Annotated in this window: 27 protein-coding genes; 20 read left to right on the top strand and 7 right to left on the bottom strand. The window is 69.8% G+C overall.

Annotated features, from left to right (window positions below):
• Nucleotides 1–212: 212 nt before the first annotated feature.
• From IEY36_RS22285 to IEY36_RS22275, 3 genes are all read right to left on the bottom strand, one after another.
• Nucleotides 213–1,271, bottom strand: coding sequence for an NAD(P)-dependent oxidoreductase (locus tag IEY36_RS22285; RefSeq protein ID WP_188971008.1), 1,059 nt, complete (start codon nt 1,269–1,271; stop codon nt 213–215).
• Nucleotides 1,272–1,436: 165 nt separating this feature from the next.
• Complete coding sequence (locus IEY36_RS22280; protein ID WP_188971006.1) at nt 1,437–1,754, bottom strand: c-type cytochrome; 318 nt, start codon at nt 1,752–1,754, stop codon at nt 1,437–1,439.
• A gap of 58 nt (nt 1,755–1,812) precedes the next feature.
• Nucleotides 1,813–2,556, bottom strand: a complete 744-nt coding sequence (locus tag IEY36_RS22275; protein ID WP_188971004.1) for an SDR family NAD(P)-dependent oxidoreductase — start codon at nt 2,554–2,556, stop codon at nt 1,813–1,815.
• 95 nt (nt 2,557–2,651) lie between these two features.
• Between IEY36_RS22275 and IEY36_RS22270 the strand changes: the two genes are divergently transcribed.
• The 17 genes from IEY36_RS22270 (at nt 2,652) to IEY36_RS22190 (ending at nt 16,940) form a co-directional block, all read left to right on the top strand.
• Nucleotides 2,652–3,419: an SDR family NAD(P)-dependent oxidoreductase gene (locus IEY36_RS22270; protein ID WP_188971002.1), complete on the top strand. Its 768-nt coding sequence runs from the start codon at nt 2,652–2,654 to the stop codon at nt 3,417–3,419.
• Nucleotides 3,420–3,494: 75 nt separating this feature from the next.
• A complete protein-coding gene (locus IEY36_RS22265) occupies nt 3,495–4,706 on the top strand; it encodes an acyl-CoA dehydrogenase family protein (protein ID WP_188971000.1) in 1,212 nt (403 codons plus the stop codon).
• Nucleotides 4,699–5,685 (top strand): phosphotransferase family protein, encoded by a 987-nt coding sequence (locus IEY36_RS22260; protein WP_188970998.1) that lies wholly within the window; start codon nt 4,699–4,701, stop codon nt 5,683–5,685. Before IEY36_RS22265 ends, IEY36_RS22260 begins: the two co-directional genes overlap by 8 nt.
• Nucleotides 5,675–6,013, top strand: coding sequence for a DUF6285 domain-containing protein (locus IEY36_RS22255; RefSeq protein ID WP_188970996.1), 339 nt, complete (start codon nt 5,675–5,677; stop codon nt 6,011–6,013). The genes IEY36_RS22260 and IEY36_RS22255 overlap by 11 nt, the downstream gene beginning before the upstream one ends.
• A 5-nt stretch (nt 6,014–6,018) precedes the next feature.
• A complete protein-coding gene (locus tag IEY36_RS22250; protein WP_188970994.1) occupies nt 6,019–7,629 on the top strand; it encodes an AMP-binding protein in 1,611 nt (536 codons plus the stop codon).
• 474 nt (nt 7,630–8,103) lie between these two features.
• Nucleotides 8,104–9,054: an ABC transporter substrate-binding protein gene (locus tag IEY36_RS22245; protein WP_188970992.1), complete on the top strand. Its 951-nt coding sequence runs from the start codon at nt 8,104–8,106 to the stop codon at nt 9,052–9,054.
• Between the two features lies 1 nt (nt 9,055).
• Complete coding sequence (locus IEY36_RS22240) at nt 9,056–9,829, top strand: ABC transporter permease (RefSeq protein WP_188970990.1); 774 nt, start codon at nt 9,056–9,058, stop codon at nt 9,827–9,829.
• Nucleotides 9,829–10,272 (top strand): OmpA family protein, encoded by a 444-nt coding sequence (locus tag IEY36_RS22235; protein ID WP_188970988.1) that lies wholly within the window; start codon nt 9,829–9,831, stop codon nt 10,270–10,272. Before IEY36_RS22240 ends, IEY36_RS22235 begins: the two co-directional genes overlap by 1 nt.
• Nucleotides 10,269–11,057 carry an ABC transporter ATP-binding protein gene (locus IEY36_RS22230; protein ID WP_188970986.1) on the top strand — a complete coding sequence of 263 codons (789 nt, stop codon included), beginning with the start codon at nt 10,269–10,271 and terminating at the stop codon, nt 11,055–11,057. The genes IEY36_RS22235 and IEY36_RS22230 overlap by 4 nt, the downstream gene beginning before the upstream one ends.
• A gap of 176 nt (nt 11,058–11,233) precedes the next feature.
• A complete protein-coding gene (locus IEY36_RS22225; protein WP_188970984.1) occupies nt 11,234–12,007 on the top strand; it encodes an SDR family oxidoreductase in 774 nt (257 codons plus the stop codon).
• Nucleotides 12,004–12,396 carry a dihydroneopterin aldolase gene (locus IEY36_RS22220; protein ID WP_188970982.1) on the top strand — a complete coding sequence of 131 codons (393 nt, stop codon included), beginning with the start codon at nt 12,004–12,006 and terminating at the stop codon, nt 12,394–12,396. Before IEY36_RS22225 ends, IEY36_RS22220 begins: the two co-directional genes overlap by 4 nt.
• Nucleotides 12,397–12,682: 286 nt before the next feature.
• On the top strand, nt 12,683–14,578 hold the full coding sequence (gene uvrC / locus IEY36_RS22215) for an excinuclease ABC subunit UvrC (protein ID WP_188970980.1): 1,896 nt from the start codon (nt 12,683–12,685) through the stop codon (nt 14,576–14,578).
• 13 nt (nt 14,579–14,591) lie between these two features.
• On the top strand, nt 14,592–15,218 hold the full coding sequence (pgsA, locus tag IEY36_RS22210) for a CDP-diacylglycerol--glycerol-3-phosphate 3-phosphatidyltransferase (protein ID WP_188970978.1): 627 nt from the start codon (nt 14,592–14,594) through the stop codon (nt 15,216–15,218).
• Between the two features lie 52 nt (nt 15,219–15,270).
• Complete coding sequence (locus IEY36_RS22205) at nt 15,271–15,861, top strand: hypothetical protein (RefSeq protein ID WP_188970976.1); 591 nt, start codon at nt 15,271–15,273, stop codon at nt 15,859–15,861.
• A 4-nt stretch (nt 15,862–15,865) separates the two neighbouring features.
• Nucleotides 15,866–16,117 (top strand): molybdopterin converting factor subunit 1, encoded by a 252-nt coding sequence (moaD, locus tag IEY36_RS22200; protein WP_188970974.1) that lies wholly within the window; start codon nt 15,866–15,868, stop codon nt 16,115–16,117.
• Nucleotides 16,118–16,119: 2 nt separating this feature from the next.
• Nucleotides 16,120–16,575 carry a molybdenum cofactor biosynthesis protein MoaE gene (locus tag IEY36_RS22195; RefSeq protein WP_188970972.1) on the top strand — a complete coding sequence of 152 codons (456 nt, stop codon included), beginning with the start codon at nt 16,120–16,122 and terminating at the stop codon, nt 16,573–16,575.
• Nucleotides 16,572–16,940 (top strand): VOC family protein, encoded by a 369-nt coding sequence (locus IEY36_RS22190; RefSeq protein WP_188970970.1) that lies wholly within the window; start codon nt 16,572–16,574, stop codon nt 16,938–16,940. The genes IEY36_RS22195 and IEY36_RS22190 overlap by 4 nt, the downstream gene beginning before the upstream one ends.
• 431 nt (nt 16,941–17,371) lie before the next feature.
• Here IEY36_RS22190 and IEY36_RS22185 read toward each other — a convergent pair whose 3' ends face one another.
• Both IEY36_RS22185 and IEY36_RS22180 read right to left on the bottom strand, forming a co-directional pair.
• Nucleotides 17,372–18,352: a DUF2950 domain-containing protein gene (locus tag IEY36_RS22185; protein ID WP_229681498.1), complete on the bottom strand. Its 981-nt coding sequence runs from the start codon at nt 18,350–18,352 to the stop codon at nt 17,372–17,374.
• An 11-nt stretch (nt 18,353–18,363) separates the two neighbouring features.
• Complete coding sequence (locus tag IEY36_RS22180) at nt 18,364–20,184, bottom strand: DUF3300 domain-containing protein (protein ID WP_188970968.1); 1,821 nt, start codon at nt 20,182–20,184, stop codon at nt 18,364–18,366.
• Between the two features lie 223 nt (nt 20,185–20,407).
• Between IEY36_RS22180 and IEY36_RS22175 the strand changes: the two genes are divergently transcribed.
• From IEY36_RS22175 to IEY36_RS22165, 3 genes are read left to right on the top strand one after another with little or no spacing between them, the layout of a single operon-like run.
• On the top strand, nt 20,408–21,736 hold the full coding sequence (locus tag IEY36_RS22175) for a hypothetical protein (RefSeq protein WP_229681497.1): 1,329 nt from the start codon (nt 20,408–20,410) through the stop codon (nt 21,734–21,736).
• Nucleotides 21,733–23,127, top strand: a complete 1,395-nt coding sequence (locus IEY36_RS22170; protein ID WP_188970966.1) for a hypothetical protein — start codon at nt 21,733–21,735, stop codon at nt 23,125–23,127. The genes IEY36_RS22175 and IEY36_RS22170 overlap by 4 nt, the downstream gene beginning before the upstream one ends.
• Nucleotides 23,091–23,828 (top strand): sulfite exporter TauE/SafE family protein, encoded by a 738-nt coding sequence (locus IEY36_RS22165; RefSeq protein ID WP_188970964.1) that lies wholly within the window; start codon nt 23,091–23,093, stop codon nt 23,826–23,828. Before IEY36_RS22170 ends, IEY36_RS22165 begins: the two co-directional genes overlap by 37 nt.
• Before the next feature lie 138 nt (nt 23,829–23,966).
• On the opposite strand, the gene IEY36_RS22160 is transcribed toward IEY36_RS22165, so the two are convergent.
• Together IEY36_RS22160 and IEY36_RS22155 are read right to left on the bottom strand one after the other, a co-directional pair.
• The gene (locus tag IEY36_RS22160) at nt 23,967–24,953 is read right to left on the bottom strand and encodes a cyclase family protein (RefSeq protein WP_188970962.1); all 987 of its coding nucleotides are present in this window, start codon (nt 24,951–24,953) and stop codon (nt 23,967–23,969) included.
• Nucleotides 24,954–24,983: 30 nt separating this feature from the next.
• On the bottom strand, nt 24,984–25,706 hold the full coding sequence (locus tag IEY36_RS22155; protein ID WP_188970960.1) for a carbonic anhydrase: 723 nt from the start codon (nt 25,704–25,706) through the stop codon (nt 24,984–24,986).
• Between the last annotated feature and the right edge of the window lie 2 nt (nt 25,707–25,708).

Below are 25,708 nucleotides of genomic sequence, written 5' to 3'. Positions count from 1 at the left end.
CTTCGGTCATTGATAATGCGCCCTGGCACGTGGCGCGCCGATCGCTCGAAGATGACGGGGCAATCCGGGGCGCCAGCGTGCGCCCCGGCATCCGTGGCCATCGCGCGGCGTGGCGGCATGCCGCAGTGCTAGGCTTCCGGGTCTCCATCGGCCACGCGCAACATGGCCGAGGGGACTGTGCGGGGCAACGCGCCCCCGCGCCCTTCCGCGCCTTATGCGATCGGCCGTCCAAGCGCCGCCAGATAGCGTTCCGCAACCCGCGCCTTGACCTCGGGGTTGATGATGCGCGGCGGGAAGCGGCCGGCCGCGAAGTCCGAGAACGCCTCTGCCGCGATGCGCGTGATCATTGAGCGGCTTTCATGCGTCACGCCGGCGGTGTGCTGCGTGCAGATCACGTTGGGCATGGACAACAGCGGGTGGTCGCCCGGCGGCGGTTCCTGCTCCCACACATCCAGGCCGGCGGCGGCGATGTGGCCCGACTTCAACGCGGCAACCAGGGCCATCTCGTCATGGATCGACCCGCGCGCCGTGGTCACCAGCACCGAGCCCGGCTTCATCGCGGCGAAGGCGTTGGCCGCCATCATCGCGCGGGATTCCGGCGTCAGCGGGCAATGCAGGGAGACGATGTCGCACTGCCCCAGCATGGTGGCGAGGTCGTCGATCTTCTCCGCCCCACGATCGGCGACGGTCGCGGCATCCACATACGGGTCGTAGGCCAGCACGCGGCAGTGGAAGGCGGCGTTCAGGATGGCCGCGGTGCGCGTGCCGACATTGCCGATGCCGACGATGCCGACCGTCTTGCCATAGAGATTGCGGCCCATGAACTCCTCGCGCCGCTGGGCCCGGCCCTCGCGCATCGCGGCGTGGCACTCGCCGAAACGCTTGAGCAGCGACAGCATCATGCCCACGGCGTGTTCGGCCACGGCCTCAGCATTGCCGCCGGCCTGGTTGACCAGCAGCACGCCCGCTCGGGTGCAGGCGGCCGGTTCGATGGTGTCGTAGCCCGCCCCCTGGGAGGCCGCCATCAGCAGGTTCGGCAGCCGCGCGAGCAACTCGTCATGCACATGCATCGGCTTCGGCAACTCGTCGCGCGAGGCGCGGACGTAATAGCCCTGGCAGGTCTCGAGAACCTTCAGCGCCGCCTCTACGCCGTCATCGAGCGTCATGCGCACGACCTCGAGCGCGGGGTCCTTCGCCGCAGTGTCGAGGAAGGACTGATGCGGCACCTTGATCAGGTAGCCGATGCGGAAACGGGCAGCGGATGCGGACACCTGGCGACTTCCCCCTTGATTGGTCCGCCTTGCGTAGCGCGGGACGCGGGGGGACGCCAGACGGGGCCGCGACGCGCGCCGCCGGCCGGCACCGGTGTGTCCGCATGGCGCGCGGGCCGGTCCCGGATGCCGGCGGGCGCCATCAGGCGCAGGTGCCGCGGCCTCTCAGCGCTGCAGCGAGATCAGGTAGGCCACCACATCGTCCAATTCCTCCCGCGAGAGGTGGAAGTCCGGCATGTTCGGGTGTGGCGTCTGCAGGAAGACGCGCAGCGACATCGAGGTGGTGGACGGCATCCGCGCGATGGAGCGGAAACTCGGCGCCGCGTCACCGGAAGGCCCAGCGCCACCCGGGGTGACCTGGTGGCAACTGGCGCACCAAGTCGTTGCAAGCCGCAGGCCCGAGGCGGGATCGCCCACCTCGGTCTGGGCGAGGGCCGGCAGGGACGCGCCGGCAAGCAGCATCAGGACAGCAAGGCCACGCATGGAAACCTCCCGTAGAGCGGCGGACAGGATGCGGCGTTGCATCTGGCAATGCCAGCGATCAGGCCAAGTACACGCCGCCGTTGATGTGGTACACCTGCCCGGTTATCCACGCCGCCGGCTCTGAGGCCAGGTAGGTCATCAGCCCTGCGATCTCCTCCGGCCGCCCCATCCGACCGAGCGGCATCGCTTTGGCCATCTCCGCCAGTTCCTCATCGGTATTGCCGTAGCGCGGCTGCGCCGTGTCGGTCAGGCCCGGCGCGATGGCGTTGACGCGAATGCCATGCGGCGCCAGCGCCAGCGCCATCGACCGCGTGATGCCGATGACGCCGGTCTTCGTCGCCGAATAATGCACGCCGAGCACCGCCCCGCGCACGGAGGAGGATGACAGGTTCAGGATGACGCCCTTGATACCGGCGGCGACCATGTGCCGCGCCGCCTCCTGGGCGCAGAAGGCGCTGCCCTTGAGGTTCACATCCAGCACCGCGTCCCACTGCGCCTCGGTCATCTGGAGAAATTCGACGCGGGGGAAGATGCCGGCGTTGTTCACCAGCACGTCGAGATGGCCGAGCCCGTCGATCGCCGCCTGCACCAGTGCGGCGCAGGATGCGGCGGCGCCGACATCGCCCTGCACCAGCACTGCCTTGCGGCCCGTGGCGGCGATGTCGACGGCAATGGCCTCGGCAGCTTCGCGGTTGTCCAGCCAGTTCACCGCGACATCATAGCCCGCGGCGGCGAAGGCCCTCGCGGCGGCGGCGCCGATCCCCTGCTGCGCGCCGGTCACCAGGACAGTCTTGGTGGTCATGCGGTGTCTCCCATGTTGCAAGGCAGCATCGCGGGGCTTGCCGAGGGACGCAACGGGTGGCACCCCTGACGCCAAGCATGAGGGAAGGAAACGCCATGGACATCACCGGGCTGTTCTCGCTGGCCGGGCGGCGCGCCCTGGTGACGGGCGCCTCGGGCGTGCTGGGCGCGCATTTCGCCCGCGTGCTGCATGGCGCCGGGGCCGCTGTCGCGCTGGCGGCGCGGCGCACGGAAGCGACCGCCGCGCTGGCCGCCGAACTTGGCGCAGGCGCGGTTTCCGTGCCGTTGGATGTGACGGATGCGGCCTCGATCCCCGTCGCCTTCGATGCGGCGGAAGCGGCGCTCGGCGGGCCCTGCGACATCGTCATCAACAATGCCGGCATCGCGGTGACCAAGCCCTTCCTCCAGCAGAGCGCGGCGGATTGGGACAGCGTCATCGACGTGAACCTGCGCGGCTGCTTCCTGGTCGGGCAGGAGGCCGCGAAACGCCTAGCCGCGGCGAAGCAACCGGGCAGCATCATCAACATCGCCTCGGTGCTGGGCGAGCGCATCATTCCGGGCGTCGCGGGCTACACCGCGGCCAAGGCCGGGCTGCTGCAATTGACGCGACAGATGGCGGTGGAACTCGCGCGCTTCGGCGTGCGGGTGAACGCCATCGCGCCCGGCTATGTCGCCACCGACATCAACCGCGACTACTTCGCGTCCGAGCCCGGCCAGGCGATGATCAAGCGCATCCCGCAGCGGCGGTTGGGTTCGCCCGACGACCTGACCGGTCCGCTGCTGCTCCTCGCTTCCGCCGCCGGCGCGCATATGACGGGCGCCACGGTCACGGTAGATGGCGGCCATTCAGTCAACCCGCTGTAGACTCCAGTTTCATCGCGCGATTCAGCTCTCCGGCGCATGGGCGCCTTCGACCATCACGCTCAAGGACGACGCATCATGGATTTCGTGCTGCCCCCGGATATCGAGGAGGTCCGCCTCCGCATCCGCCGCTTCGTCGACGAGAAGCTGATCCCGCTCGAAGCCGACCGCGCCAATTACGACGAGCACGACAACATCGCCCCTTCCGTGCTGGTGCAGATGCGCAAGGCCGCCAAGGCCGAGGGGCTGTGGGCCTTGCAGATGCCCAAGCGCCTGGGCGGGATGGAATTGCCGCGCATTGGCATGGCCGCCTGCTACGAGGAAATGAACCGCTCGATCTTCGGCCCGGTGGTGTTCAATTCGGCCGCGCCGGATGACGGCAACATGATGATCCTCGACAAGGTGCTGCCCGAGGCGATGAAGCCGCGCTGGCTGCAGCCGATCGTCAATGGCGATGTGCAATCGGCCTTCGCCATGACCGAGCCGGATGGCTGCGGCTCGGACCCGAACCTGACCTATACGAAGGCCGAGCGCGTCGGAAATGACCGCTGGCGCATCACCGGGCGCAAGCACTTCATCACCGGTGCGGGCAACGCGAAGATCTTCATCATCATCGCCCGTACCTCCGACGACGACCGCAAGGGCCTGTCCGCCTTCCTGTTCGATGCCGACACGCCCGGCTGGAAGATCGTCCGCCGCATCCCAATCATGGGGCCGGAGGAACATGGTGGGCATTGCGAACTGGAATTCGACGGGTTGGAAGTGCCCGACGACCAGCGCCTGCTCGGTGTCGGTGACGGGTTGAAGCTGACACAGATGCGTCTCGGCGTCGCGCGGCTGACGCATTGCATGCGCTGGACGGGCCTCGCGAGGCGCTCACTGGAAATCGCGATGGATCGCATCAAGCAGCGCGATTCCTTCGGCATGAAGCTGATCGACCGCGAGAGCGTGCAGGGCCTGGTCGGCCAGGCGGCGATGGAGATCGAGATCGGCCGCCTGTTGACCATGCGCGCCGCCTGGGCGCTGGACCAGGGCTCCTTCGCGCGCAAGGAGGTTTCGATGGCGAAGATCGTCGTCGCCGACGCGTTGCAGAAGGCTGTGGATACGGCGCTGCAGCTGCTCGGCGCGCGCGGCTATTCGAAGGACACTGTCATCGAGTGGATCTACCGCTACGCCCGACAGGCGCGGCTGGTCGATGGTGCGTCGGAGGTGCATCGCATGGTGCTCGCCGGGCAGCTGCGCAGCGAGGGCGACGGCTTCTTCCGCTGGGGTCAGCACGGGCATGGATGACGCGCGGCGCGCCCGCCTGACCGAATGGCTGCGGGCCGCCGCCGGCGATGCGTCGCTGACGATCACGGCGACGTCGCTGCTATCGGGCGGCGCCATCCAGCAGAACTGGGCGCTCGACGTCAGCGGCGGGCGCGCCTGGGTGCTGCGCACGGACAATGCGGCAACGCTCGCGGTCAGCCATGGTCGCGCACAGGAATACGCGCTGCTGCGCGCGGCCTTCGCCGCCGGCGTCACGGTGCCGGAGCCGCTGTTCCTGTGCGAGGACGCCGCCGTGCTCGGCGCACCGTTCTTCGTCATGCGGCGCGTCGCGGGCACCGCTGCGGGGCATCGCGTGGTGCGCAGCGACACGCTCGGCGGCGGGCGCGAGGCCTGTGTGCGCGCATTGGGGCGCGAGTTGGCGCGCATCCACTCCATCACGCCGCCGCGCGACGACCTGGCGTTTCTCGGTGCGGCGCCGGCCGATCCCTGCGCCGCCTTCATCGCCGACCAGCGCTCCGCGCTCGACCGCCAGCGCCTGCCACGGCCAGTGCTGGAATGGGGGCTGCGGCATCTGGAACGCACAGCGCCGGCGGCGGTGCCGCCCGTGCTGGTCCACAACGACTTCCGCACCGGCAACATCATGCTCGATGAGAACGGCGTGACCGCCGTGCTAGACTGGGAATTCGCGCTGTGGTCCGACCCGCATGCGGATCTCGGCTGGCTCTGCGCGAAGTGCTGGCGCTTCGGGTCCGACGCGCAGGAGGCCGGCGGCATCGGTTCGCGCGCCGCGCTGTATGAAGGCTATGGCAGCGTCGATGATGCGCGGGTGCGCTGGTGGGAAGTCGCCGCGCATATCCGCTGGGCATCGATCGCGGTGGACCAGGCGGAGCGCCACATCTCGGGCGTCGAGCGCAATCTTGAACTCGCCCTGACCGGGCACATGGTGCCGGGATTGGAATGGGAGATCCTGCGCATGGTGGAGGCCCGCGATGCTGCGTGAACCGCCCGACGCCGCCGATCTTCTCGCGACCGCGCGCGATGTGCTGCTGAACGAATTGCTGCCCGCGCTGCCGGCGGAGAAGGCACTCGCCGCCAGGATGGTGGCGAATGCGATGGCGATCGCCGCGCGCGCCGCGGCGCAGGACGATGCCTGGGAAGCCGCCGCGCTGGCGCGCATGCCCGGCGACCCGCGCGAATTCGCCGCCGCCATTCGCGAGGGCCGCTTCGACCCCGGCGCCGCGCATCACGCCGAGGCCGCCGTACTGCTCGATGAGATCACCCGCGCGCGCTGCGCCGTCAGCGCGCCGCGCGCTCTCGGCAAGGGATGAGTGCCATGGAAGACGACCTGCCGAAATCCGCGGCCAACCATGTGGCGCTCTCGCCGGTCTCCTTCCTGACGCGGGCGGCGCACATCTGGCCGGGGCGCACCGCCATCATCCATGGCGAGCGGCGTGTGACCTATGCGGAGTACCTCGCGCGTAGCCGGCGCCTCGCCGCCGCGCTGCGGCGCGCGGGCGTCGCGCCGGGCGATGTCGTCGCCGCGCTGCTGCCGAACATTCCGGAAATGCTCGAAGCGCACATGGGCGTGCCCATGGCCCATGCGGTGCTGTGCCCGATCAACACGCGGCTCGATGCGCCGACGGTGCGCTTCATCCTCGGCCATTCGGGCGCGAAGGTGCTGTTGCTGGACCGCGAGTTCGCAGCGCTGGTCGGCATCGCGATGGTGGGCGTGGCGGACCCGCCGCGCATCGTCATCGTCGATGACGCGGAAGGCCCGGGCGGTGCCGCGATCGAGGCGACGCCTTATGAGGATTTCCTCGCCGGCGGCGATGCCGACTTCCCCGTCGCACCGCCGGATGACGAATGGGCGGCGATCTCGCTCTCCTATACCTCGGGCACCACGGGCGATCCGAAGGGCGTCGTGGTGCATCATCGCGGCGCTTATCTGAATGCCTGCGGCAATGCGCTCGCCTTCGCGCTGTCGCCGCAAAGCGTCTATCTCTGGACGCTGCCGATGTTCCATTGCAATGGCTGGACCTACACCTGGGCCGTCACCTTGCAGGGTGGCACGCATGTATGCCTGCGTCGCGTCGATCCGGCGCGCATCTTCGCGCTCATCGCCGATCATGGCGTGACGCATCTCTGCGCCGCGCCGATCGTGCTCACCATGCTGATCCACGCGCCGGCGGAACAGCGCCGCAGCTTCGCGCATCGCGTCGGCATCGCCACCGGCGGCGCGGCTCCGCCCTCCCCGGTGATTGCGGCGATGGAGGAACTCGGCTTCGACGTCACGCATCTGTATGGCCTGACGGAATGCTACGGGCCGTCGCTGCTGTGCGCCTGGCAGCCGGAACTCGCCAATCTTGCCTTGCCTGACAAGGCCACCTTCATGGCGCGCCAGGGCGTGCCACTGCCGACGCTGGAAGATGCCAGCGTGATCGACACCGAGACCGGCGCCCGCGTGCCCGCCGATGGCGCCACGCTCGGCGAGATCGCGCTGCGCGGCAACACAGTGATGAAGGGCTATCTGCGCAATCCGAAGGCCAACGCGGCCGCCTTCGTCGATGGATGGTTCCGCACCGGCGACCTCGGCGTGCTGCACCCCGATGGCTACATCGAGGTGAAGGACCGCGCCAAGGACATCGTCATCTCGGGTGGGGAGAACATCTCCAGCCTCGAGGTCGAGGAGGCGCTGTATCGCCACCCCGACGTGATGGAAGCCGCCGTCGTCGCGCACCCCGACCCCACATGGGGCGAGGTGCCGCACGCCTTCGTCACGCTGAAGCCCGGGGCGACCGCGACGCCGGCGGAGATCATCGCGCATTGCCGCGCGCACCTCGCGCATTTCAAGGCACCGCGGCACGTCACCTTCGGCGACCTTCCCAAGACGGCCACGGGCAAGATCCAGAAGTTCGAGCTGCGTCGCGCGCTGCGCACGGACTGACTATTTGCCCGGTGCCTGCGGTGCCGGCTGCGGCTTTGGCGCCGGCGGTCGCGGCGGCGTTGACGGGCCGGAGATGACGTCGAAATCGTACTCGGTGCGCTGCATGATGGCCTCCTGAAGGTGGGGCCGCCTTGCACCTGGTGTCTTACGGGAAGCGGGAGATCGGAGTGTCCCGAAACGCGAAAGCCGCCAGGGCTTTGGCGGCTTTCGGGGAAACTCGGTCGCGTGACTGGTCCCTAGGCCGCTGGTGGATACCAGCGGTACCAAAATCGGGTCGTCGGGATGGTGTTCGCAACCATGGCGGCACCCTAATCCCGGCCGGGGCCACAGGGCAAGCCCGTGATTCACGCAAGGCCTGCCATCGCGATGGGCATTGCCGGTACCGCCGCGGCCGGCCGGGCGCGCAGGCCGCTTGCACCGCCCGGCCGCTCAGATAGATAGGGCAAGGACCCCCTTTCCGACGGAGCGTGTGACATGGACCGCCGCCTTCTCCTCGGCGCCGCCACCGGCCTGCTGGCCGCGCCGGCCGCCCTGCGCGCCCAGACCCTGCCCAAGATCACCATCGGCATGTCCGGCTGGACCGGCTTCGCGCCGCTGACGCTCGCCGAGCAGGCCGGGCTGTTCCGCGCCAACGGCATCGAGGTCGAGACCAAATTCGTGCCGCAGCGCGAGCGCAACCTCGCCCTCGTCGCCGGCGCGCTGAACTGCGTCGTCACGACGGTCGACACCATGATCCTGTGGGCCAGCGCGGCACCGCTCGTGCAGGTGCTGGTGCTGGACCGTTCGCGCGGCGGCGACGGCGTTGCCGTGCGCCCGTCGATCACTGGCTGGGCCGACCTCAAGGGCAAGACGATCGCCGTGGATGGCGCCGGCACCACGCCCTATTTCGTGCTCGCCTACATGATGCGCGAGAACGGGCTGTCCATCCGCGACATCACCGCCGCGACGCTGGCCCCGCAGCCGGCCGCGCAGGCCTTCGTCGCCGGGCAGTTCGACGGCTGCTCGACCTACGAGCCCTATCTGTCGCAGGTGCGCGGCATGGGGGCGGACAAGGGCAGGATCCTCGCCACCACGCTCGACTACGCTTGCGTGGTCGACACCCTCGCCTTCCAGCCCGCCTTCATCCAGGCGAACCCGGAAGCGGTGCGCCGCGTGGTGAAGTCGTGGTTCGACGCGCTGGCGATGATCGCGAATGAACCCGACCGTTCGTTCGAGATCATGGGCCGCCGCGTCAACCAGACTGGCGAGCAGTTCAAGGCCAGCGCGCAGTTCATCGAATGGCTCGACCAGGCGAAGAACAAGGACTACGTCGCCAATGGCCTGCCGCAATTCATGCAGAAGGCGCACACCGTGCAGCGCGAGACCGGCGTGGTGCGCCAGGACGTCAACCTCGCGCCGCTGCTGAACACCACCTTCCTCGGGTGAGATGAAGCCGCTCGTCCCCGTCTCGACCGGCGCCCGCATCGTGCTGGGCGCCGGTTTCTTCGTGGTCTTCGTGGCCTTCTGGGGGGCCGCAACCTGGTCCGGCTGGGTGCCGCCGCTGTTCCTGGCATCGCCGGAACGCACGCTGCTCGCCGGCTGGTCGCTGCTGACCGAATTCGGCTTCGCCGGCGACATCGCCATCACCGTGTTCCGTGTCGTCGGCGGTTTCCTGATCGCGGCGGCGGCCGGCGTGCCGCTCGGCCTGATGATGGGCGCCTTCAAGCCGGTCGAGGCCTTCTTCGAGCCCTTCATCTCCTTCGCCCGCTACCTGCCGGCTTCCGCCTTCATCCCGTTGCTGATCCTGTGGGCCGGCGTCGGCGAAGCGCAGAAGCTGTCCGTCATCTTCATCGGGTCCTTCTTCCAGGTCGTCATCATGGTCGCTCTGATCGCCGGTGCGACGCGCATGGACCTGGTCGAGGCCGCCTACACCCTCGGCGCGCGCTCGCGCGGCATCCTGCGCCGTGTCATCATCCCCGCCGCTGCGCCGCAGGTGATGGAGACGCTGCGCCTCGTCCTCGGCTGGGCCTGGACCTATGTCATCGTGGCGGAGCTGATCGGAGCGACCTCGGGGATCGGCCACATGATCATGGACAGCCAGCGCCTGCTGGACACCGGGCAGATGATCTTCGGCATCGTGGTGATCGGCGTGATCGGGCTGGTCACCGACTTCCTGTTCAAGGCGCTGAACCGGCGGCTGTTTCCCTGGGCGGTGCTGTGATGCGTCGGGCTCTGCTGGCGCTGGTCATCCTTTCCGCCGGGCTGCGTGACGCGGCGGCGCTGACGCCGACGCCGGTCCGTCAAATTCACTTCGACGGCTGGCATGCGCGCCTCGATACGGCGGCGTTGGCCGTGCTCGCGCAGATCGCCGCCGAGCCGCCAGCTGGCCGGTGGTATGTCGTCGAAGGCTTCACCGACGCCTCGGTGCCGCCGCCGCATGACCGGGCGATGGGCCTGGCGCGCGCCCGGGCGGCCGGCGCGGAACTGATCCGCCTCGGCATCCCGGCGCAGCTCGTGCACATGCGCGGCTATGGCGCGACCGACCCCTTCTCGCCGCCGCGTGGCCCGGCGGGGATGGTCGATCCGGCGGCCAACCGCGTCACGGTCTGGGTCTGCTACGCGGATGCCACCATCTGCCGTGACGTGCGGCGGTCCGCGCCATGAGCCGCAAGCGCCTGGCCATCACCGGCGTCACCCGCAGCTTCGCGGGGCATCGCGGCGCGGCGCCGATGCTCGCCCTGCGGCCGATCGACCTGATGGTCGAGCCGGGCGAATTCGTCGCCATCCTCGGCCCATCCGGCTGCGGCAAATCGACGCTGTTGCGCATCGTCGCTGGGCTCGACCAACCCACCGGCGGCACCGTCACGCTGGACGGCGTGCCCGTCACGGCGCCCGGGCCGGATCGCGGCATGGTGTTCCAGTCCTACACGCTGTTCCCGTGGCTGACCGTCGCGCAGAACATCCGCTTCGGCTTGGCCGAACGCGGCGTGCCGGAAGCCGAGCAGCAGGCCATCGCGGCACGCTTCATCGCCCGCACCGGCCTCACGGGGTTCGAGAACCACTGGCCGCGGCAGCTCTCGGGCGGCATGCAGCAGCGTTGCGCCCTGGCGCGCGCGCTGGCCAATGATCCCGAGATCTTGCTGCTCGACGAGCCCTTCGGCGCGCTCGACCACCAGACGCGCGAGCTGATGCAGGAACTGCTGCTGGAGATCTGGGACGCGGATCGCAAGACGGTGCTGTTCGTCACCCATGACATCGACGAGGCGATCTTCCTCGCCAACCGCGTCGTGGTGATGTCGGCGCGGCCCGGGCGCATCAAGGCCGAGGTGCCGGTCTCCCTGCCCTATCCGCGCGACTGGACGATGAAGACGACGCCGGCATTCGCCACGCTGAAGGCACGGCTGATGGGCGAGATCCGCGAGGAAGTGCGCAAGGCGGCGATGGCCTGAACGCGGCAGGCGGGGGAGGGCACTTCCCCCGAATCCCCCACCGCTTTTTGTCCATGGCGCTGCCCCCGGCGGTCGTCTCCAACAGATAGAAAAAGGAGGGGGATCGGGGGAGTTCTCTCCCCCGACCTTACTGCTGCCCGTTGCCCTCGACGAAGGGAAGCGCCATTCAAAGCACCATGGCGATTCCCGACAGCATCCCGCGCAGCGCCCTCATCACCGGTGGCGCCAAGCGCCTCGGCCGCGCCATGGCGATCGCCCTGGCGGAGGCCGGTTTCGACCTCGCCATCCACTACGCCGCCAGCCTGGTCGACGCCGAGGAGACGGTCGCCGCGATCCGCGCCCTCGGCCGCCGCGCCGTGGCGGTGCAGGGCGACCTGGCATCGGAGGCCGATGTCGTGCGCCTGCTGCCGGCAGCGGAGGCCGCGATCGGGCCGGTCGGCGTACTCGTGAACAACGCCTCGACCTTCGAGCGCGACGAATGGCACGACGCGACGCGCGGCAGTTGGGACCAGCATATCGAGCCCAACCTGCGCGCGCCCTTCGTGCTGACCCAGGCCTTCGCCCGCGCGCTGCCGGCCGGGGCGGAGGGCGTGGTGGTGAACATGCTCGACCAGCGTGTCTGGTCGCTGACGCCGCATTTCGTCTCCTACACCGTCTCCAAGGCGGCGTTGTGGACGCTGACGCAGTCGCTCGCGATGGCGCTGGCGCCGCGCATCCGCGTCAATGCGATCGGCCCCGGCCCGGCACTGCCCAGCCCACGTCAGTCGCAGGAACAGTTCGACCGCCAGGCGCGGTCCGTGCCGCTGCGCCACAGCACCTCGCCCGAGGAAGTGGCGCGAGCGCTGCTGGCAATTCTCGCCTTGCCATCGATGACCGGGCAGATGATCGCCCTCGATGGCGGGCAACATCTGCAATGGTCGCCCGGACAGGGCGTGGAGCCTGAGGAATGACGATCGAACCCGACGCCGCCGCCGGTGTGCGTCATGTCTTCGTGCGCGGCCTGACGCTGCAGGCGCGACTTGGCGTGTACGCGCACGAGAAAATACAATCCCAGCGTGTGGTCATTGGTGTTGATCTAGCGGTGCGCGACCCGCATGCTCCCTCCGCCGAGGGACCCGATGAATTATCAAGGGTCGTCGACTACGGGGTCGTCGCAGAAACCGTGCGTCGAATCGCATGCGCGGGACACGTTCGTCTGGCGGAGACCCTCGCGGAACGCATCGCGCTAGCGATGCTCGCGGATGTTCGCGTGTTGCGTGTGCGCGTGTCGATCGAGAAACCCGACGTGCTTCCGGATGTGACCAGTGTCGGCGTTGTCGTTGAAAGGACGCGATTTTGAAACCGTCCGCGGGCGGATTTTGTCCACTGCCCGGCCAAGGCGTGTTTGCGGCAATGCGGGTCAAGCGAAGATTCCATCTTGACGCTGCCTTCGTCGCAGCCCTTTCAAATTTATCTTTTACATTCAATAGCTTCGTCAATAAAATCAGAACCGCCCAATTCCAGGGCAGGTCGCTGAAACCCTTTTGTAACCACGTACTTCACACCTTCGGCCGCCCTTCGCCCACAGACTTATCCACAAGTTTGGTGGACAAATCGGCTCCGGGTGCCGTCATCTTGGTCGCGCCATGACCGAGCCCGCAGAACCAGGCCCCCCGCAGGACGGTTTGGCGGTCATCGAGGCCGCCCTGCCGACCCTGCCACTCGCGCCTGGCGTGTATCGGATGCTCGATGCCAAGGGCGATGCGCTCTATGTCGGCAAGGCGCATTCGCTGCGCAAACGCGTCACCTCCTACACGCAGGTGTCACGCCTGTCGGAACGCCTGCGCCGCATGGTGTTCGAGACGCGCAGTCTCGAGATTGTCACCACTGCCTCCGAAGCCGAGGCGCTGCTCCTCGAGGCGAATTTCATCAAGCGGTTGCGGCCGCGCTTCAACATCGTCCTCCGCGACGATAAATCCTATCCCTGGCTGCTGATCACCGACGACCATCCCTACCCGCAGATCGCCAAGCATCGCGGCGAACGCCGCAAGGGTGCGTCGTATTACGGCCCCTTCGCCTCCGCCTGGTCGGTGAACCAGACCATCACGGCGCTGCAGCGCGTCTTCCTGCTGCGCTCCTGCCGCGACACCGTGTTCGACAGCCGGACGCGGCCCTGCCTGTTGTTCCAGATCAAGCGCTGCTCGGCACCCTGTGTCGACCGCATCAGCAAGGATGACTACGCCGCGCTGGTGCGCGAGGCGAAGGAGTTCCTTTCCGGTGGGACGCCCTCGATTCAGAAGCGCTTGGCCGCCGAAATGGAACACGCCGCCGCGCATCTGGAATTCGAGCGCGCGGCCGCGCTGCGCGACCGTATTCGCGGCCTGACGCATGTGCAGGGAACCGACCGCGTCAATCTCGACGGCGTCGGCGATGCCGATGTGGTGGCGCTGCACCAGGCGGCCGGGCAGTCCTGCGTGCAGGTGTTCTTCTTCCGTGGTGGACGCAACAACGGCAACCGACCCTATTTCCTCAACCACGCCAAGCAGGACCAGACGGCGGAGGAGGTGATGGGCACCTTCCTCACCCAGCTCTACGACGACCTGCCGCCGCCGCCGCTGGTGCTGCTCTCCCACACGCCACCGGAGGCCGCGCTGATCGCCGAGGCGCTCACCATCAAGGCCGGCCGGCGCGTCGAACTGCATCGCCCGCAGCGGGGCGAGAAGAAGGAGGCGATCGACCACGCCGCGACCAATGCGCGCGAGGCACTGGAACGCCGGCTCGCCGAAGGCACCGCTCAGGCGCAGCTGCTCGATGGCGTGGCGACGTTGTTTGGCTTGTCGACGCCTCCCGAGCGCATCGAGATCTACGACAACAGCCACATCCAGGGTGCCAACCCCTATGGCGTGATGGTTGTCGCCGGTCCGATGGGATTCATGAAGCAGGCCTATCGGAAGTTCTCGATCAAGACGGCAGCGGGCAATGACGACTTCGCGATGATGCGCGAGGTCTTCGACCGGCGCTTCGGCCGCGCCCTGCGCGAAGATCCGAGCCGCGAGTCCGACGCCTGGCCCGACCTGGTGCTGATCGATGGCGGCGCCGGCCAGCTTTCCGCCGCCCAGGCGGTGATGGCCGAACTCGGCGTCGAGGACATCCCGCTGGTCGCCGTCGCCAAGGGACCCGACCGCGACGCCGGGCGCGAATGGTTCCACATGGCCGGGCGCGAGCCGATCCAACTGCCGCCACGCGACCCGGTACTTTATTATTTGCAGCGGCTGCGCGACGAAGCGCACCGTTTCGCGATCTCGACCCATCGCGCGGGGCGGTCCAAGACACTGACCAAATCGGAACTGGATGACGTCCCCGGCGTCGGGACCGCGATCAAGCGGCGGTTGCTCAACCATTTCGGCTCGGCGCGCGGGGTGCGCCAGGCTGGGCTGGCCGACCTCGAGGCGTGCCCCGGCATCGGCCCGGCCGCCGCGCGCCGCATCCATGACCATTTCCACCCCGGCGCGACGGTGGCCCCGCGCGCGGGGACCGGCTAAAGCAGCCTCACGCATGCCGACAGACCTACCCAACCTGCTGACGCTATCCCGCATCGCGGCCATTCCCGTATTGGTCGCGGTGGCCGCGATCGGCACGGCCTGGGGCGACATGGCGGCCTGCGTCGTGTTCAGCGTGGCCGGCATCACCGACTATTTCGACGGCAAGATCGCGCGCGACCGCGGCGTGACCTCCTCCTTCGGCCGCATGCTCGACCCGATCGCCGACAAACTGCTGGTCGGCGCGGCGCTGATGTTGCTGGCCGGGCTTGGCCGGCTGTCCGCCGCCGCGCTGTACCCGGCCATCGTCATCATGCTGCGCGAGATCATGGTCTCGGGCCTGCGCGAATATCTCGCGGAACTGCGCGTCGGCCTGCCGGTGACCAGGCTCGCCAAGTGGAAGACCGGCTTCCAGATGGGCGCGCTCGGCACGCTTCTCGCCGGCGATAGCGGTGCCTCGGTGATTGGCCTCGGCGTGCTGCCGGTCTCGCTGATCGGCGAGGCGGGGCTGTGGATCGCGGCGGCGCTGACGCTGGCGACCGGCTGGGACTATCTGCAGGCCGGGCTGCGCCACGCGGGTCAGGCCGATGCGCGGGCCGCGCAAGCCGGCGCGACGCCAGACAACACGGCGGCCAGCCCTTGAGCGTGGCGGGCGGCGGGCGCATCTTCACACCATGATGGCGGAGCGAAACACGATGCAGCGCGCATCCCGAGGCGGTGTCCTGCTGGTCGCCACCTTGCTGGCCGGCTGCGGCCCCGATTGGCAACCTTCCTGGAACATGGCGAGCAACCCGGTCGTCGAGGGGGACAGCCTGACGATCCGCCGCGTGACGGGCCAGGATGTCGAATTCACGCCGTTGGAATCCGAGAGCATGCAGGATCTGCGCGCATCGGTCGGCACACTGCTGAGCGGCACGCCGCGCGGACCCGACGCGGCACTGAGATCGGTGCCGGACTACAACCCGGTGCCGCGACCCAACATCGAGGCACAGACGCGCCGGCCGGGTTCATCCACGCCGCCGTCGGTGCTGACCACGCCGGGGCCGGACGCCACCCCGGAACCGGCGCGCCCGAGGGCGCCAACCCTGCCGCCCGCCTCCCGCGTCGAAGGCACGCAGTTGCAGGTGCCCGGCCAGCCGCCGAGCACCGTCACCGGCGGCACCGACCGCGTGCAGACGCTGAGCCAGCCGAACAGCGCCGGCGGCGGCGTTGCCGTGCGCGATGGCGGCACCACCACCGTCATCCAGCCGGGCGGCCGCGTCACCACCATCCCGACCCCGCGCTGATCCCATGCGGGTCCTCTATTTCGCATGGTTGCGCCAGAAGGTCGGCATCGCCGAGGAAGAGGTCGCGCCGCCGGCTGAGGTGCGCGACGTTGCCGGGCTGATCCGCTGGCTCGCCGCGCGGTCGAGCGGCCATGCCGCGGCCTTCGCCGACCCGCGCCAGGTGCGCGCCGCGGTGAACCAGGACTTCGCCACGCCCGACCAGCCGGTCGCGGCGAATGACGAGGTCGCCTTCTTCCCCCCCGTCACCGGCGGCTGACCATGGCACGGATCCTGGTGCAGGACGCGGCCTTCGACCTGGCCGCCGAGACTGCGGCCGTGACCGCGGGGCGGGTCGATGTTGGCGGTGTCGCCAGCTTCCTTGGCGTGTGCCGGGGCGATGACGGGCTCGCCGCGCTGGTGCTCGAGCATTATCCGGGTATGACCGAGCGCGCGATCTCCCGCATCGCCGAACAGGCCGAGGCGCGCTGGCCGCTGACTGCCTGCACCATCATTCACCGCACCGGCCGCATCCTGCCCGGTGAACCCATCGTGCTGGTGCTGACCGCATCATCCCATCGTGCCGCCGCGCTCGAATCCTGCGCCTTCCTGATCGACTGGCTGAAGACTGGCGCGCCGTTCTGGAAGCGCGAGGAATTCGCCTCGGGCGACCATCGCTGGGTCGCGGCGAAGGCCGAGGACGACGAAGCGGCCGCCCGCTGGACCGGAGCCGCGTGACGAAACCCCCGCATCTCGACGCCGTCGTCATTCCCTGCCGCGACATCAACCGCCAGCGCGCCTTTTACGAGCGCATCCTGGAAGGGCCGCCGGCAGAGACCGGCAGCGGCTGGCTGCGCTTCGACCTCGGCCATGTCAGCCTGGCGCTGCGCGCGCGCGGCGACGCGCTGTTCCCGCGCGAGGGGCAGCCGGGGGTGATGCTCGCCTTCCATCTCGATTCGCGCGACGAGGTGGAACGCTGGCATCGCCGGCTGCTGATGGCCAAGGTCGCCGTGCTGGACCCGCCGGGGCCGCTGCCCTCGGGGGAATATGCGCTGCATGCGGCGGACCCGGAGGGCAATGTGCTGTGCCTGTTCGCGTCATGAGGCGGCGGGCTGTTACTTTGGGATTTTAGGATTTTACGTCCCTATCGGCTGCAGTGCCGGTGCAGGGCACCCGTTGATTTTTGGAACATAACACGAACAAAGACGACGAGTCCATCGCAACCGCCGCGCGGAAGATCCGAGGGGGGCCGCGCCTTTGAACCATCCCGCCAAAGGGCACGTCCCCCTTGGACTGCCGTCTGTCGGCATCGCGCGTTGCTGTCAGGATGACTGCCGAGGCCCGCTTTGGCGCGCGGGGCGTCTCATACGGAGCGCGCCTGCCCGTAGTGCCCTGCGCTAGATCGAGGTTTCCAAAGGCCCTTTGGCCTTTGGTGGGGGTGGCCCGGAGGGGGCAAAGCCCTCTCCGGCTCTACCGCGGGGCGGCACCACCCCAGCGCGATTGCGGCGCCCCCCTCCGCGCTTCCGTTACCCGCCTACTCCGCGACGCGCGTCCAGCCCTCGCCCGGATTGAACGTGGTGATTGCCGCCGCCTCGCGTGCCGTCTGCGGTCCCAGGTCGCGTTCCCACACCTGCCCGTCATGGCTGACCATGAAGGTCTTGATGCCCGAGACACTGTAGCGTGCCGGCCAGGCGACCGCCGCGAAGCCGCCGATCATCCGGCCATTCACAATGTAGTCCATCGCCCCGCCCGGTGCCGCCGGGCCCTGTGATTCCAGCATGCGGAACAGGTAGCCATGGAAGGGTTGCGGCGTATCGCCGCCGCCATGCGAATAGCCCCCGGCACTCGCCGCCGCGGCCAGCGGGCCGAGCGGGCTCTCCGGCTCGCCTTCCTCGGTGTGCCAATACAGCCCGTCGCGTTGCCCGGGGGTGGAGAAGAAGCGCCGCGCATAGGTGCGAAACGCGCCGACGCGTCCGGCAGTGCGCGCATATTCGTCCTGCGCGCGCACCAGCTCGCGCAACACGTCGATGGTGTCGAGTTCATTGCGCCCGATGCGGCGGTCCACGACAGCCTGCGTCGCGGCGGCCGTGTCGAAACGCCATACGCCGCCGCGTTGCAGCATCACCAGCGGCAAGGGCCAGCCATCATCGCCGACCTGAAGCTCGGCCCGGTCAGGTGCCGGGCGAACGATCTCCGACTTCTGATCATAGGCGGTGAGGAAGCGTTCGCGCGCCGCGCGGTCCGCCACCGGGTCGCCCGAGCGCACCAGCCGCACCCCGGCGGTACCGAGGACGCGCAACGCCTGCCGGTCGCCCGGCGCGCGCAACGCGGCGACGAGCGCGGCGAAGCCGGCCTCCGGCGTCGGATAGGTCGCCGGCGGGATCGTCCGCCGCGCCGCCGGCCGGGATTCGGCGGCCGGTGCCTCAGGGGGTACCACCGGGGCCGGTGCCTGGGCCAGCGCGGCTGAGGCGATCAACAGGGCGGCGAGGCCGCCGATCAGGGATGTCCTGGTCATTGCCATGTTCCTCACCGCCGCCCGCCACCACCACGTCCGCCGCCGCCACCGCCGCGTCCGCCACCGCCGCCACCCTGACGTGCCGAGACCTGGCCCTGCCGGCTGGAGGCGCCACGCTGCGCCGCCGCGCGGTCACGCCCGCCGTCGCCCATGCCCTGGAAGCCTTGCGGTGCTTGCCGCGCCGGGGTCTGCGCCGGGCGGGCCTGCGGGCGTCCGCTCGGGCTCTGGCCGACGGCGGGGCGCTGCTGGATCGCACCACCACGGTTTCCGGGGCCACCAGCGCCGCCGGGGCGGCCGGCACCACCAACGCTGCCCGCACTGCCCGCGCCACCGGGGCGGCCGGCGCCACCGATGCCGCCTGGACCGTCCGCACCACCAGGACGGCCCGCACCACCAACACTGCCCGGACCGCCCGCACCACCGGGGCGGCCGGCGCCACCGATGCCGCCTGGACCGTCCGCACCACCAGGACGGCCCGCACCACCAACACTGCCCGGACCGCCCGCACCACCGGGACGGCCGGCACCGCCAACGCCGCCTGGACCGCCCGCGCCGCCGGGACGGCCGGCGCCACCAATGCCGCCTGGACCGCCCGCACCACCGGGGCGGCCGGCGCCACCGATGCCGCCTGGACCGTCCGCACCACCAGGACGGCCCGCACCACCAATGCCGCCCGGGCCACCCGCGCCGCCGGGACGGCCGGCACCACCAATGCCGCCAGGGCCGCCGCCGATACCTTCGCCGCGCTGTGCCTGATCCACCCGGCCGCGCATCTGGTCGCGGGCCTGATTGCGATTCGCGCCATCGACGCCGGGGCGGTTCGCGCCGACGTTGTTGCGCACCCGGTCGTTGGAATACGCCACCCCGCCACGGTGGGTGGTGTCGTGCGACCAGTTGTTGCCGCTGATCTGGTTACGGTTGACGTTGATGTTGTTGTAGCGGCTGGCATTCACGTTGATGTTGCCGCCACCCCAATTGGGGCTGCCCCAGCCCCACAGCGAACCGACGATCGCCGCGCCACCGGCGAAGGCCATGCCGGTGAGCAACGCGCTGCCGAGACCCCAGCCGACCGGCGGGGGGTAGTAGGCCGGCGGGCTCTGCGGGTAGGGCCAGGTGCCATAGACCACATTGGGGTCATAGGCCGGTACATAGACCACCTCCGGCTGGGTCGGCGCGATGGTGATGACCTGCGGGGGCGGTGCCACCACCACCGGCGGCGCGCCGGGTGCCGGCGGCGGCACGTTGACCGTCTGCGTCACATTCACCGTCTGCTGCGGGCCCGATTGCAGCGCGCCATTGGCCTGGGCGCGGCCGCGCAGCACCTGGATGCTGTTCATCACATCCTGCTGCTGGGCCAGCACGGCGTCACCGAGTTGCTGCGTCCATTCGAGCTGATCGTTCATCATGGTCAGCACGTCGGGGAAGGGCACCAGGGACTTCACCGAGGGGTCCCAGGATTGCGCCACCAGTGCCTGCGCCAGCGCGTCGCCGCGCAGCGCGGCGTTCTGGCCCTGGCCAAGCCAGCGCTTGGCCTGCACCACCTCGAGCGGGTAGGTCGAGGCCATCAGCATCTGCATCAGCAGGTCGTCGGGATAGAGCGCGATCGGGGCGAGCAGCTGTTCGAGCTGCGCCTGGGTCAGATTGTCCTGCTGGCCGGTGGTGGCGACCGGCTGCGGGGCGGCGGCCGGGGCCGGCGTGGCCTGACTGAAGGCTGACCGGGGCGGCAGCGACATGACCGCCAGCATGGCAACGGCCCCGGCGAGCAGCGAACTCGATCCCAACAACCCACGTCGCCGCCCGCCCGCCCACGAAGGCCATCCGAGCACGTCCATTCGATCCTCCCGCAGCGGCGCTGGCGCGTCCAACGCATGAGGCAGGCTACGACGGTCCAGGACATCGTGGGAGATCGCATTTGGCGGCGGCAACGAAGCCCGGTGCGGTGGCGTGACGCCCCCGCCTTGCCAGCCGGGCAGGCCGAGGCGAGCATTCCGCCATGATCTCCAACCACAGCGACAGCCTGGGGCGGGCCGGGTGGCGAGCGCGGTGCGCGCGGGCATGAGGGCGGCCGCCGCCATCCTCGCCGGCGCCGCCCTGTTGCTGTGGCCTGCGGTGCTGAACGGCTATCCGCTGGTGTTCAGCGATACCGGCGGCTTCCTGCACCAGACGCTCGGGCCGCTGATGCTTTGGGACAAGCCCTGGATCTATGGGCCCTTGCTGCATCTGACGCATTGGCGCGTCTCGCTGTGGTTGCCGATGGTCGCGCAGGGGCTGGTGGTGTCGCATTTGCTGTGGCTGGTGCAGCGCGCGCTGGGTGGGGCGGCGGCGGGGCGGCATCTGGCGGTGTGCCTGGTGGCGGCGCTGCTGACCGGCGCGCCCTTCACCGGCGCGATGTTGATGCCGGATGTCTTTGCGCCGGTGGTGGTGCTGGCGCTGTTCCTGCTGGGGCCGGGGCGAGGGTCGCTGGGCGCGGGCGAGAGGGGCTGGGTGGTGGCGCTGGCGAGTGTCGGGATCGCCGCGCATCTGTCGCATCTGCCATTGGCGGCAGCGATGGTCGCGCTGGCGCTGCTGGCCGGGTTGCCGCGGCGGCGCGGGATCGTCGATGCCGCCTGGGTCGCCGTGCCGGTCGTCGCGGCGGTGGTGCTGTTGCTGGTGACGAATTTGGTCGGGCATGGGCGCCTGGCGCTCTCGCCGCATGGGGCGACCTTCATGCTGGCGCGGTTGCAGGCAGATGGGCCGGCGACCGAGGTCATCCGCGACCGCTGCCCCGATGCGGGATGGTATCTCTGCGCCTTCGTCGATCGGCTACCGATGGACGCGAATGACTTTCTTTGGCGCCCCGACAGTCCGGTGAATCGCGATGCGGCCGGGCAGCCGCGCTTTCTCGGCGGCGCGCTCATCTCGGCCGAGGCGGGGAAGATCGTGAGCGAGACGCTGCGCGCGCACCCCGTCGCGGTGATGGAAGCGGTATTGAGCAATACACTGCGACAGATGGTCACGGTCGGGGTTGGCGACACGTTGGGGGCAGAGAACCTCGCCACCGCGCTGCGGCCGCGCATCGCCGAGGGCTTCCCGCCGCGCGAACTGGCCGCCTTCGATGCCGGAATGCAGGCGCGCGGTGTGCTGGCAGCGGTGGTGGCGCCGCTGAACGCGTTGGATGCCGGGGTCTTGCTGCTGGCGCTGCCGTTGCTGGCCTGGGGTGGCTGGCGGGCCTGGCAGGCGGGGGATGTGGTGGCGCTGGCGTATCTCGGCGCGATCCTGCTGGGGGTGGTGGTCAATGCGGCGGCGACGGGTGGGTTGTCCGGCGTGTTCCCACGCTATCAGGCCCGCATCGCCTGGCTGTTGCCGGTCGCCGCCATGCTGTTGCTGTCACGGCGGCGCGCATGATCGCGGTGCTGGCCATTCTCGGCGGGGCGGCGTTGTTGCTGTGGCCGGCGCTGCTCAACGGCTATCCGTTGGTGTTCATCGACAGCGTTTCCTATCTCGGCCAATCGCTGTTTCCGGAATGGCCGTGGGACAAGTCGCCGGCCTATGGCGGCTTCCTGGCGCTGTTCCAGGCGGGCTGGTCGCTGTGGGGGCCGGCGGTGGCGCAGGTAGTGATCCTGTCGCATTTGCTGTGGCTGACGCAGCGTGGGGTACGGGGCAAAGCCTCAGCGGTCGGGCATGGGCTGCTGTGCGCCGGGGTGGCGGGGCTGACGGCGGCGCCATGGTTCGCCGTGACGCTGATGCCCGACATCTTCGCCGCGATTGGGCCGCTGTGCCTGCTATTGCTGGGCTTCGCGCGGGAGAGGCTGGCGGCGGCCGAGGCGGTGTGGCTGGTGTTGCTCGGCGCGCTGGCGGTGGCGGTGCATCTGTCGCATCTGCCGACGGCGTTGGCGCTGGTGGTGTTCGTTGGACTTGTCTCGCGCCGCTTGGTGCCGGCGCTGCGGGCGGCGCTGCCGGTGGTGCTGGCGGTGGGCGGCCTGGTGGCCGTCAATGCCTGGGTCGTTGGGCGGGCGACGCTCTCGCCGCATGGCGCGGTGTTCCTGCTGGCGCGGCTGCAGGCTGACGGGCCGGCGGCGGCGACCATTCGCGCCCATTGCCCGCAGGCCGGGTGGCATCTGTGCGGCTTCGTCGACCGGCTGCCGATGGATAGCGATGCCTTCCTGTGGGATGCGCAGGCGCCGCCCAACCGCAGCGTCGATGGGCGACCGATCGCCATGGGCGGCATGCGCCTGGCGCCGGAGGCGGCTTCCATCATCGCGGCGACGCTGCGCGAGCATCCGCTCGAGGTGGCCGAGGCGATGACGCGCAACACCCTGCTGCAACTGCAGCGCTTCGCGGTGGGGGACACGCTGAGCGACCGGCACCTCGCACTGTCCGCCCGGCGGGCGGTGGCGCGGCTGCCGGCCTCGGCGCTCGCGGCCTTTGACGCCGGGGCGCAGATGCGCGGCGACTTGCCGGCGCTGGCGGCGCCGTGGCTCGCGCCGCAGGTGCCGGTGGTGATGGTCTCGCTGGCGCTGGCTTTCGTGGCGCTGTGGCGCGCGGTCCGGCGGCATGACCGCGTGGTGGCGGGGCTGCTGGGCGGGATGCTGGTGGCGGTGGTGGTGAATGCCTTCGCCACCGGGGCATTGTCCGTGCCGGTGGACCGGTATCAGGCGCGCATCATCTGGCTGGTGCCGCTGGCGGCGGCGCTGGGGCTCGCGCCACGTTTCGGTGTGGGCCTGACCGATGCGGAGCGGGTGCGTGCGAGGATGGGCGAATGGCAGAACTCCTCCTCATCCTCCCCATCTTCCTGATCGCCGGTCTGGTGAAGGGGGTGGCGGGCTTCGGCCTGCCGACCGTCAGCATTGCGCTGCTCGCACTGTTCCGGCCGCTGCCGGAGGCGATGGCGCTGATGTTGGTGCCCTCCTTCGCGACCAATATCTGGCAGGCGGTGACGGGCGGCACGCTGCGGCAGGTGGCGCCGCGCATCGGGGGGTTCCTACTTTGCTCGGCGCTGGCGGCCTTCCTCGCAGCGGGGCAACTCGCGCGGGCGGATGTCGTGCTGCTGTCGGGGCTGCTCGGGCTGTGCCTGGTGGGGTCGGCGGCGGTGGCGCTGGCGGCGCCCAGCCTGCCGGCGCCGGGTGCGCGCACCGAATCCTGGCTGGGGCCGCCGATGGGGCTGGTCTCGGGCGCGATCGCCGGGCTGACCGGCAGCTACATCGTGCCGGCGGCGCCCTGGCTGCAGGCGATCCGGCTGCCACGGGAGCAGTTCGTGCAGGGCTTCGGCCTCGCGGTGGTCATGGTGAACGGATCGATGGCGGCGGGGCTCGCCGGAGGCGGCATGCTGCCGGTGGGCGTTGGGCTGGCGTCATGCCTGGGGCTGCTGCCCGCCTTCGCCGGAATGGAGGTGGGGCGGCGGCTGCGCAGGCGGCTGAACGAGGCGGCGTTCCGGCAGGTGGTGCAGGTGGCGCTGGGGTTGCTCGGGGTGTGGCTGGTGCTGCGGGCGGTGGGATGAGCAGCGCGTGCGGAGAGGCGCGCCGCCCGTCGCGGTGCCGCGCCTGGCGAGAGGCCGAAGGACCGTTTTGACCCTCGACATGACGCCCCAGGCGCAGAGTCCGGCAGCGGCGCCAGTGGGTTTCAGCCCGGCGGGCTCCTACCGAATGACCAGCGCATTCCCCGGCGAGCCGATCCCGCCGCGCAGGTTCAGCGGTGCTGCGGTCATGAAGCCCGTGTACCGCCCGGTTGCCGCGCTGTCGGCGGCCAAGGCCTCCAGGTCGAAGAACTCGCCCAGGCACAGGCCGAGTCGCGCGATGGCCAGGTGCAGCGCCGGCTTCCAGGGAAAGATTGGCCAGGCTTCGACGGTCGGGTTGTCGGCGGCGACCGCGGCGATGCCGGCATCCCAGAGGAAGCGCCACATCGGCTCGTTGCCATCCAGCCCCGAATAATCGCGCGCGCCGTTCACGCCCTGGATCATGAGGTGGCGCGCCTGGGCATCCGGCGCGGCGCGAAAGGCGGTTAGCCAGCCGGTGCGCACCAGGAGGATGTCTCCCGGGCGCAGCGCCGTCCCCTGCGCGGCGAGGCAGGCGGCGAGGTCCTCGGCGGCGGCGCGTTGCCCGCCCATGGGCGACCAGTCGCGCCCGGTACGGGCGAAATGGCGGACCAAGTCGGCCAGCACGCAGCGCCCGGCGATGCCATGCGCCAATGCCTTGTCGATGCCGTTGCGGCTGTCCGCGCCATGCACGATCGAGGAGAGCGGCGCGTGGTTGTAGAAGCCATGCGTCGGGTCGGCGAAATGCGACAGCCCATCCCACTGCGTGCTGCCCTGCAGCCAGAAGCCGTCCAGCCGGTCGTCGCGAGTGACGCGGCCGGGATGTTCCTCCGACAGCATGACAGGGTGCGGCGCCTCCCGCCGGCGATGCGCGCCGGGCAGCGCTAGGCCGAAAGGCTCGTCGAGCGGCAGGTTGATGTTGAAGCGACGGCCGGTGCGGATCTCCTCGCGCGCCGCGGCGACCGTCGCCTCGGTGATGCGGTTCAGCGTGCCGACCTGGTCATCCGGGCCCCAGACGCCCCAGGACAGGGGCAGGCCGGTCGGATCATCGGGCGGGCGGGGCAGGTCGTCGTAGCGCGGCGGGTTCGTCATGGTGAGATGGTAGCGCCGCCACGGCACGCGTCACCTGCCCTCGCAGCACGGCGCGCCCGTGAAGGCCGAGATGGCATGGCGGCGGACCGCGCTGATCGCCTCGCGCCGATGATGCACGCAGCTGTCGATGGACGGCAGCGCGTCGCGCCCGGCGATCGAGGAGACATGCGGGCCAAGGTCGCGCAGCAGCCCGTCATGCATGCCGTAGATCCAGCCATGAAGGTGCAGCTCGACGCCGCGCGCCCAGGCATTCTCGACGATCGGCGTCGCCGCCACGCGGCGGACCTGCATCTCGATGTTGATCTCGCACAGCCGTTCGAAGCGGTGCGCGTCGTCGGGCATGGCGTCGAACACCGCGCGATGCTTGCGGAAGAACATCGACAGCGGCTGCAGCCAATGGTCCACCAGCGCCCCGCGCCGTTCCACCATCGCCCGCTGCACCCCGCCGCAGCCGTAATGCCCGGCCACGATCACATGCCGCACGCCGAGCGTGTCGATCGCATATTCCAGCACCGAGAGGATGTTGAGGTCGCCGGTATGCACGACATTGGCGATGTTGCGATGGACGAAGACCTCCCCGGGGTCGAGGCCCAGCACGTCATTGGCGGTCACCCGGCTGTCCGAGCAGCCGATCCAGAGGTAGTTCGGCGTCTGCTGTTCCGACTGGCGGCGAAAGAAGGTCGGGTCCTCGCGCGTCTTGCGCTCGGCCCATTCCAGGTTGCGGTCGAACAGGTGGTCCAAGGTCTCGGTCATGT

Source organism: Neoroseomonas lacus (genome assembly GCF_014644535.1).
GTDB classification, from domain to species: domain Bacteria; phylum Pseudomonadota; class Alphaproteobacteria; order Acetobacterales; family Acetobacteraceae; genus Neoroseomonas; species Neoroseomonas lacus.
This window is presented reverse-complemented; position numbering and strand designations above follow the sequence as displayed.

What these genes read in the sequence shown, in the direction of transcription:
- IEY36_RS22280 (WP_188971006.1), bottom strand. Translation starts at nt 1,754, where the DNA reads ATGCGTGGCCTTGCTGTCCTGATGCTGCTTGCCGGCGCGTCCCTGCCG.
- IEY36_RS22275 (WP_188971004.1), bottom strand. Translation starts at nt 2,556, where the DNA reads ATGACCACCAAGACTGTCCTGGTGACCGGCGCGCAGCAGGGGATCGGC.
- IEY36_RS22270 (WP_188971002.1), top strand. Translation starts at nt 2,652, where the DNA reads ATGGACATCACCGGGCTGTTCTCGCTGGCCGGGCGGCGCGCCCTGGTG.
- IEY36_RS22265 (WP_188971000.1), top strand. Translation starts at nt 3,495, where the DNA reads ATGGATTTCGTGCTGCCCCCGGATATCGAGGAGGTCCGCCTCCGCATC.
- IEY36_RS22260 (WP_188970998.1), top strand. Translation starts at nt 4,699, where the DNA reads ATGGATGACGCGCGGCGCGCCCGCCTGACCGAATGGCTGCGGGCCGCC.
- IEY36_RS22255 (WP_188970996.1), top strand. Translation starts at nt 5,675, where the DNA reads ATGCTGCGTGAACCGCCCGACGCCGCCGATCTTCTCGCGACCGCGCGC.
- IEY36_RS22250 (WP_188970994.1), top strand. Translation starts at nt 6,019, where the DNA reads ATGGAAGACGACCTGCCGAAATCCGCGGCCAACCATGTGGCGCTCTCG.
- IEY36_RS22245 (WP_188970992.1), top strand. Translation starts at nt 8,104, where the DNA reads ATGGACCGCCGCCTTCTCCTCGGCGCCGCCACCGGCCTGCTGGCCGCG.
- IEY36_RS22240 (WP_188970990.1), top strand. Translation starts at nt 9,056, where the DNA reads ATGAAGCCGCTCGTCCCCGTCTCGACCGGCGCCCGCATCGTGCTGGGC.
- IEY36_RS22235 (WP_188970988.1), top strand. Translation starts at nt 9,829, where the DNA reads ATGCGTCGGGCTCTGCTGGCGCTGGTCATCCTTTCCGCCGGGCTGCGT.
- IEY36_RS22230 (WP_188970986.1), top strand. Translation starts at nt 10,269, where the DNA reads ATGAGCCGCAAGCGCCTGGCCATCACCGGCGTCACCCGCAGCTTCGCG.
- IEY36_RS22225 (WP_188970984.1), top strand. Translation starts at nt 11,234, where the DNA reads ATGGCGATTCCCGACAGCATCCCGCGCAGCGCCCTCATCACCGGTGGC.
- IEY36_RS22220 (WP_188970982.1), top strand. Translation starts at nt 12,004, where the DNA reads ATGACGATCGAACCCGACGCCGCCGCCGGTGTGCGTCATGTCTTCGTG.
- uvrC (WP_188970980.1), top strand. Translation starts at nt 12,683, where the DNA reads ATGACCGAGCCCGCAGAACCAGGCCCCCCGCAGGACGGTTTGGCGGTC.
- pgsA (WP_188970978.1), top strand. Translation starts at nt 14,592, where the DNA reads ATGCCGACAGACCTACCCAACCTGCTGACGCTATCCCGCATCGCGGCC.
- IEY36_RS22205 (WP_188970976.1), top strand. Translation starts at nt 15,271, where the DNA reads ATGCAGCGCGCATCCCGAGGCGGTGTCCTGCTGGTCGCCACCTTGCTG.
- moaD (WP_188970974.1), top strand. Translation starts at nt 15,866, where the DNA reads ATGCGGGTCCTCTATTTCGCATGGTTGCGCCAGAAGGTCGGCATCGCC.
- IEY36_RS22195 (WP_188970972.1), top strand. Translation starts at nt 16,120, where the DNA reads ATGGCACGGATCCTGGTGCAGGACGCGGCCTTCGACCTGGCCGCCGAG.
- IEY36_RS22185 (WP_229681498.1), bottom strand. Translation starts at nt 18,352, where the DNA reads ATGACCAGGACATCCCTGATCGGCGGCCTCGCCGCCCTGTTGATCGCC.
- IEY36_RS22180 (WP_188970968.1), bottom strand. Translation starts at nt 20,184, where the DNA reads ATGGACGTGCTCGGATGGCCTTCGTGGGCGGGCGGGCGGCGACGTGGG.
- IEY36_RS22175 (WP_229681497.1), top strand. Translation starts at nt 20,408, where the DNA reads ATGAGGGCGGCCGCCGCCATCCTCGCCGGCGCCGCCCTGTTGCTGTGG.
- IEY36_RS22170 (WP_188970966.1), top strand. Translation starts at nt 21,733, where the DNA reads ATGATCGCGGTGCTGGCCATTCTCGGCGGGGCGGCGTTGTTGCTGTGG.
- IEY36_RS22165 (WP_188970964.1), top strand. Translation starts at nt 23,091, where the DNA reads ATGGCAGAACTCCTCCTCATCCTCCCCATCTTCCTGATCGCCGGTCTG.
- IEY36_RS22160 (WP_188970962.1), bottom strand. Translation starts at nt 24,953, where the DNA reads ATGACGAACCCGCCGCGCTACGACGACCTGCCCCGCCCGCCCGATGAT.
- IEY36_RS22155 (WP_188970960.1), bottom strand. Translation starts at nt 25,706, where the DNA reads ATGACCGAGACCTTGGACCACCTGTTCGACCGCAACCTGGAATGGGCC.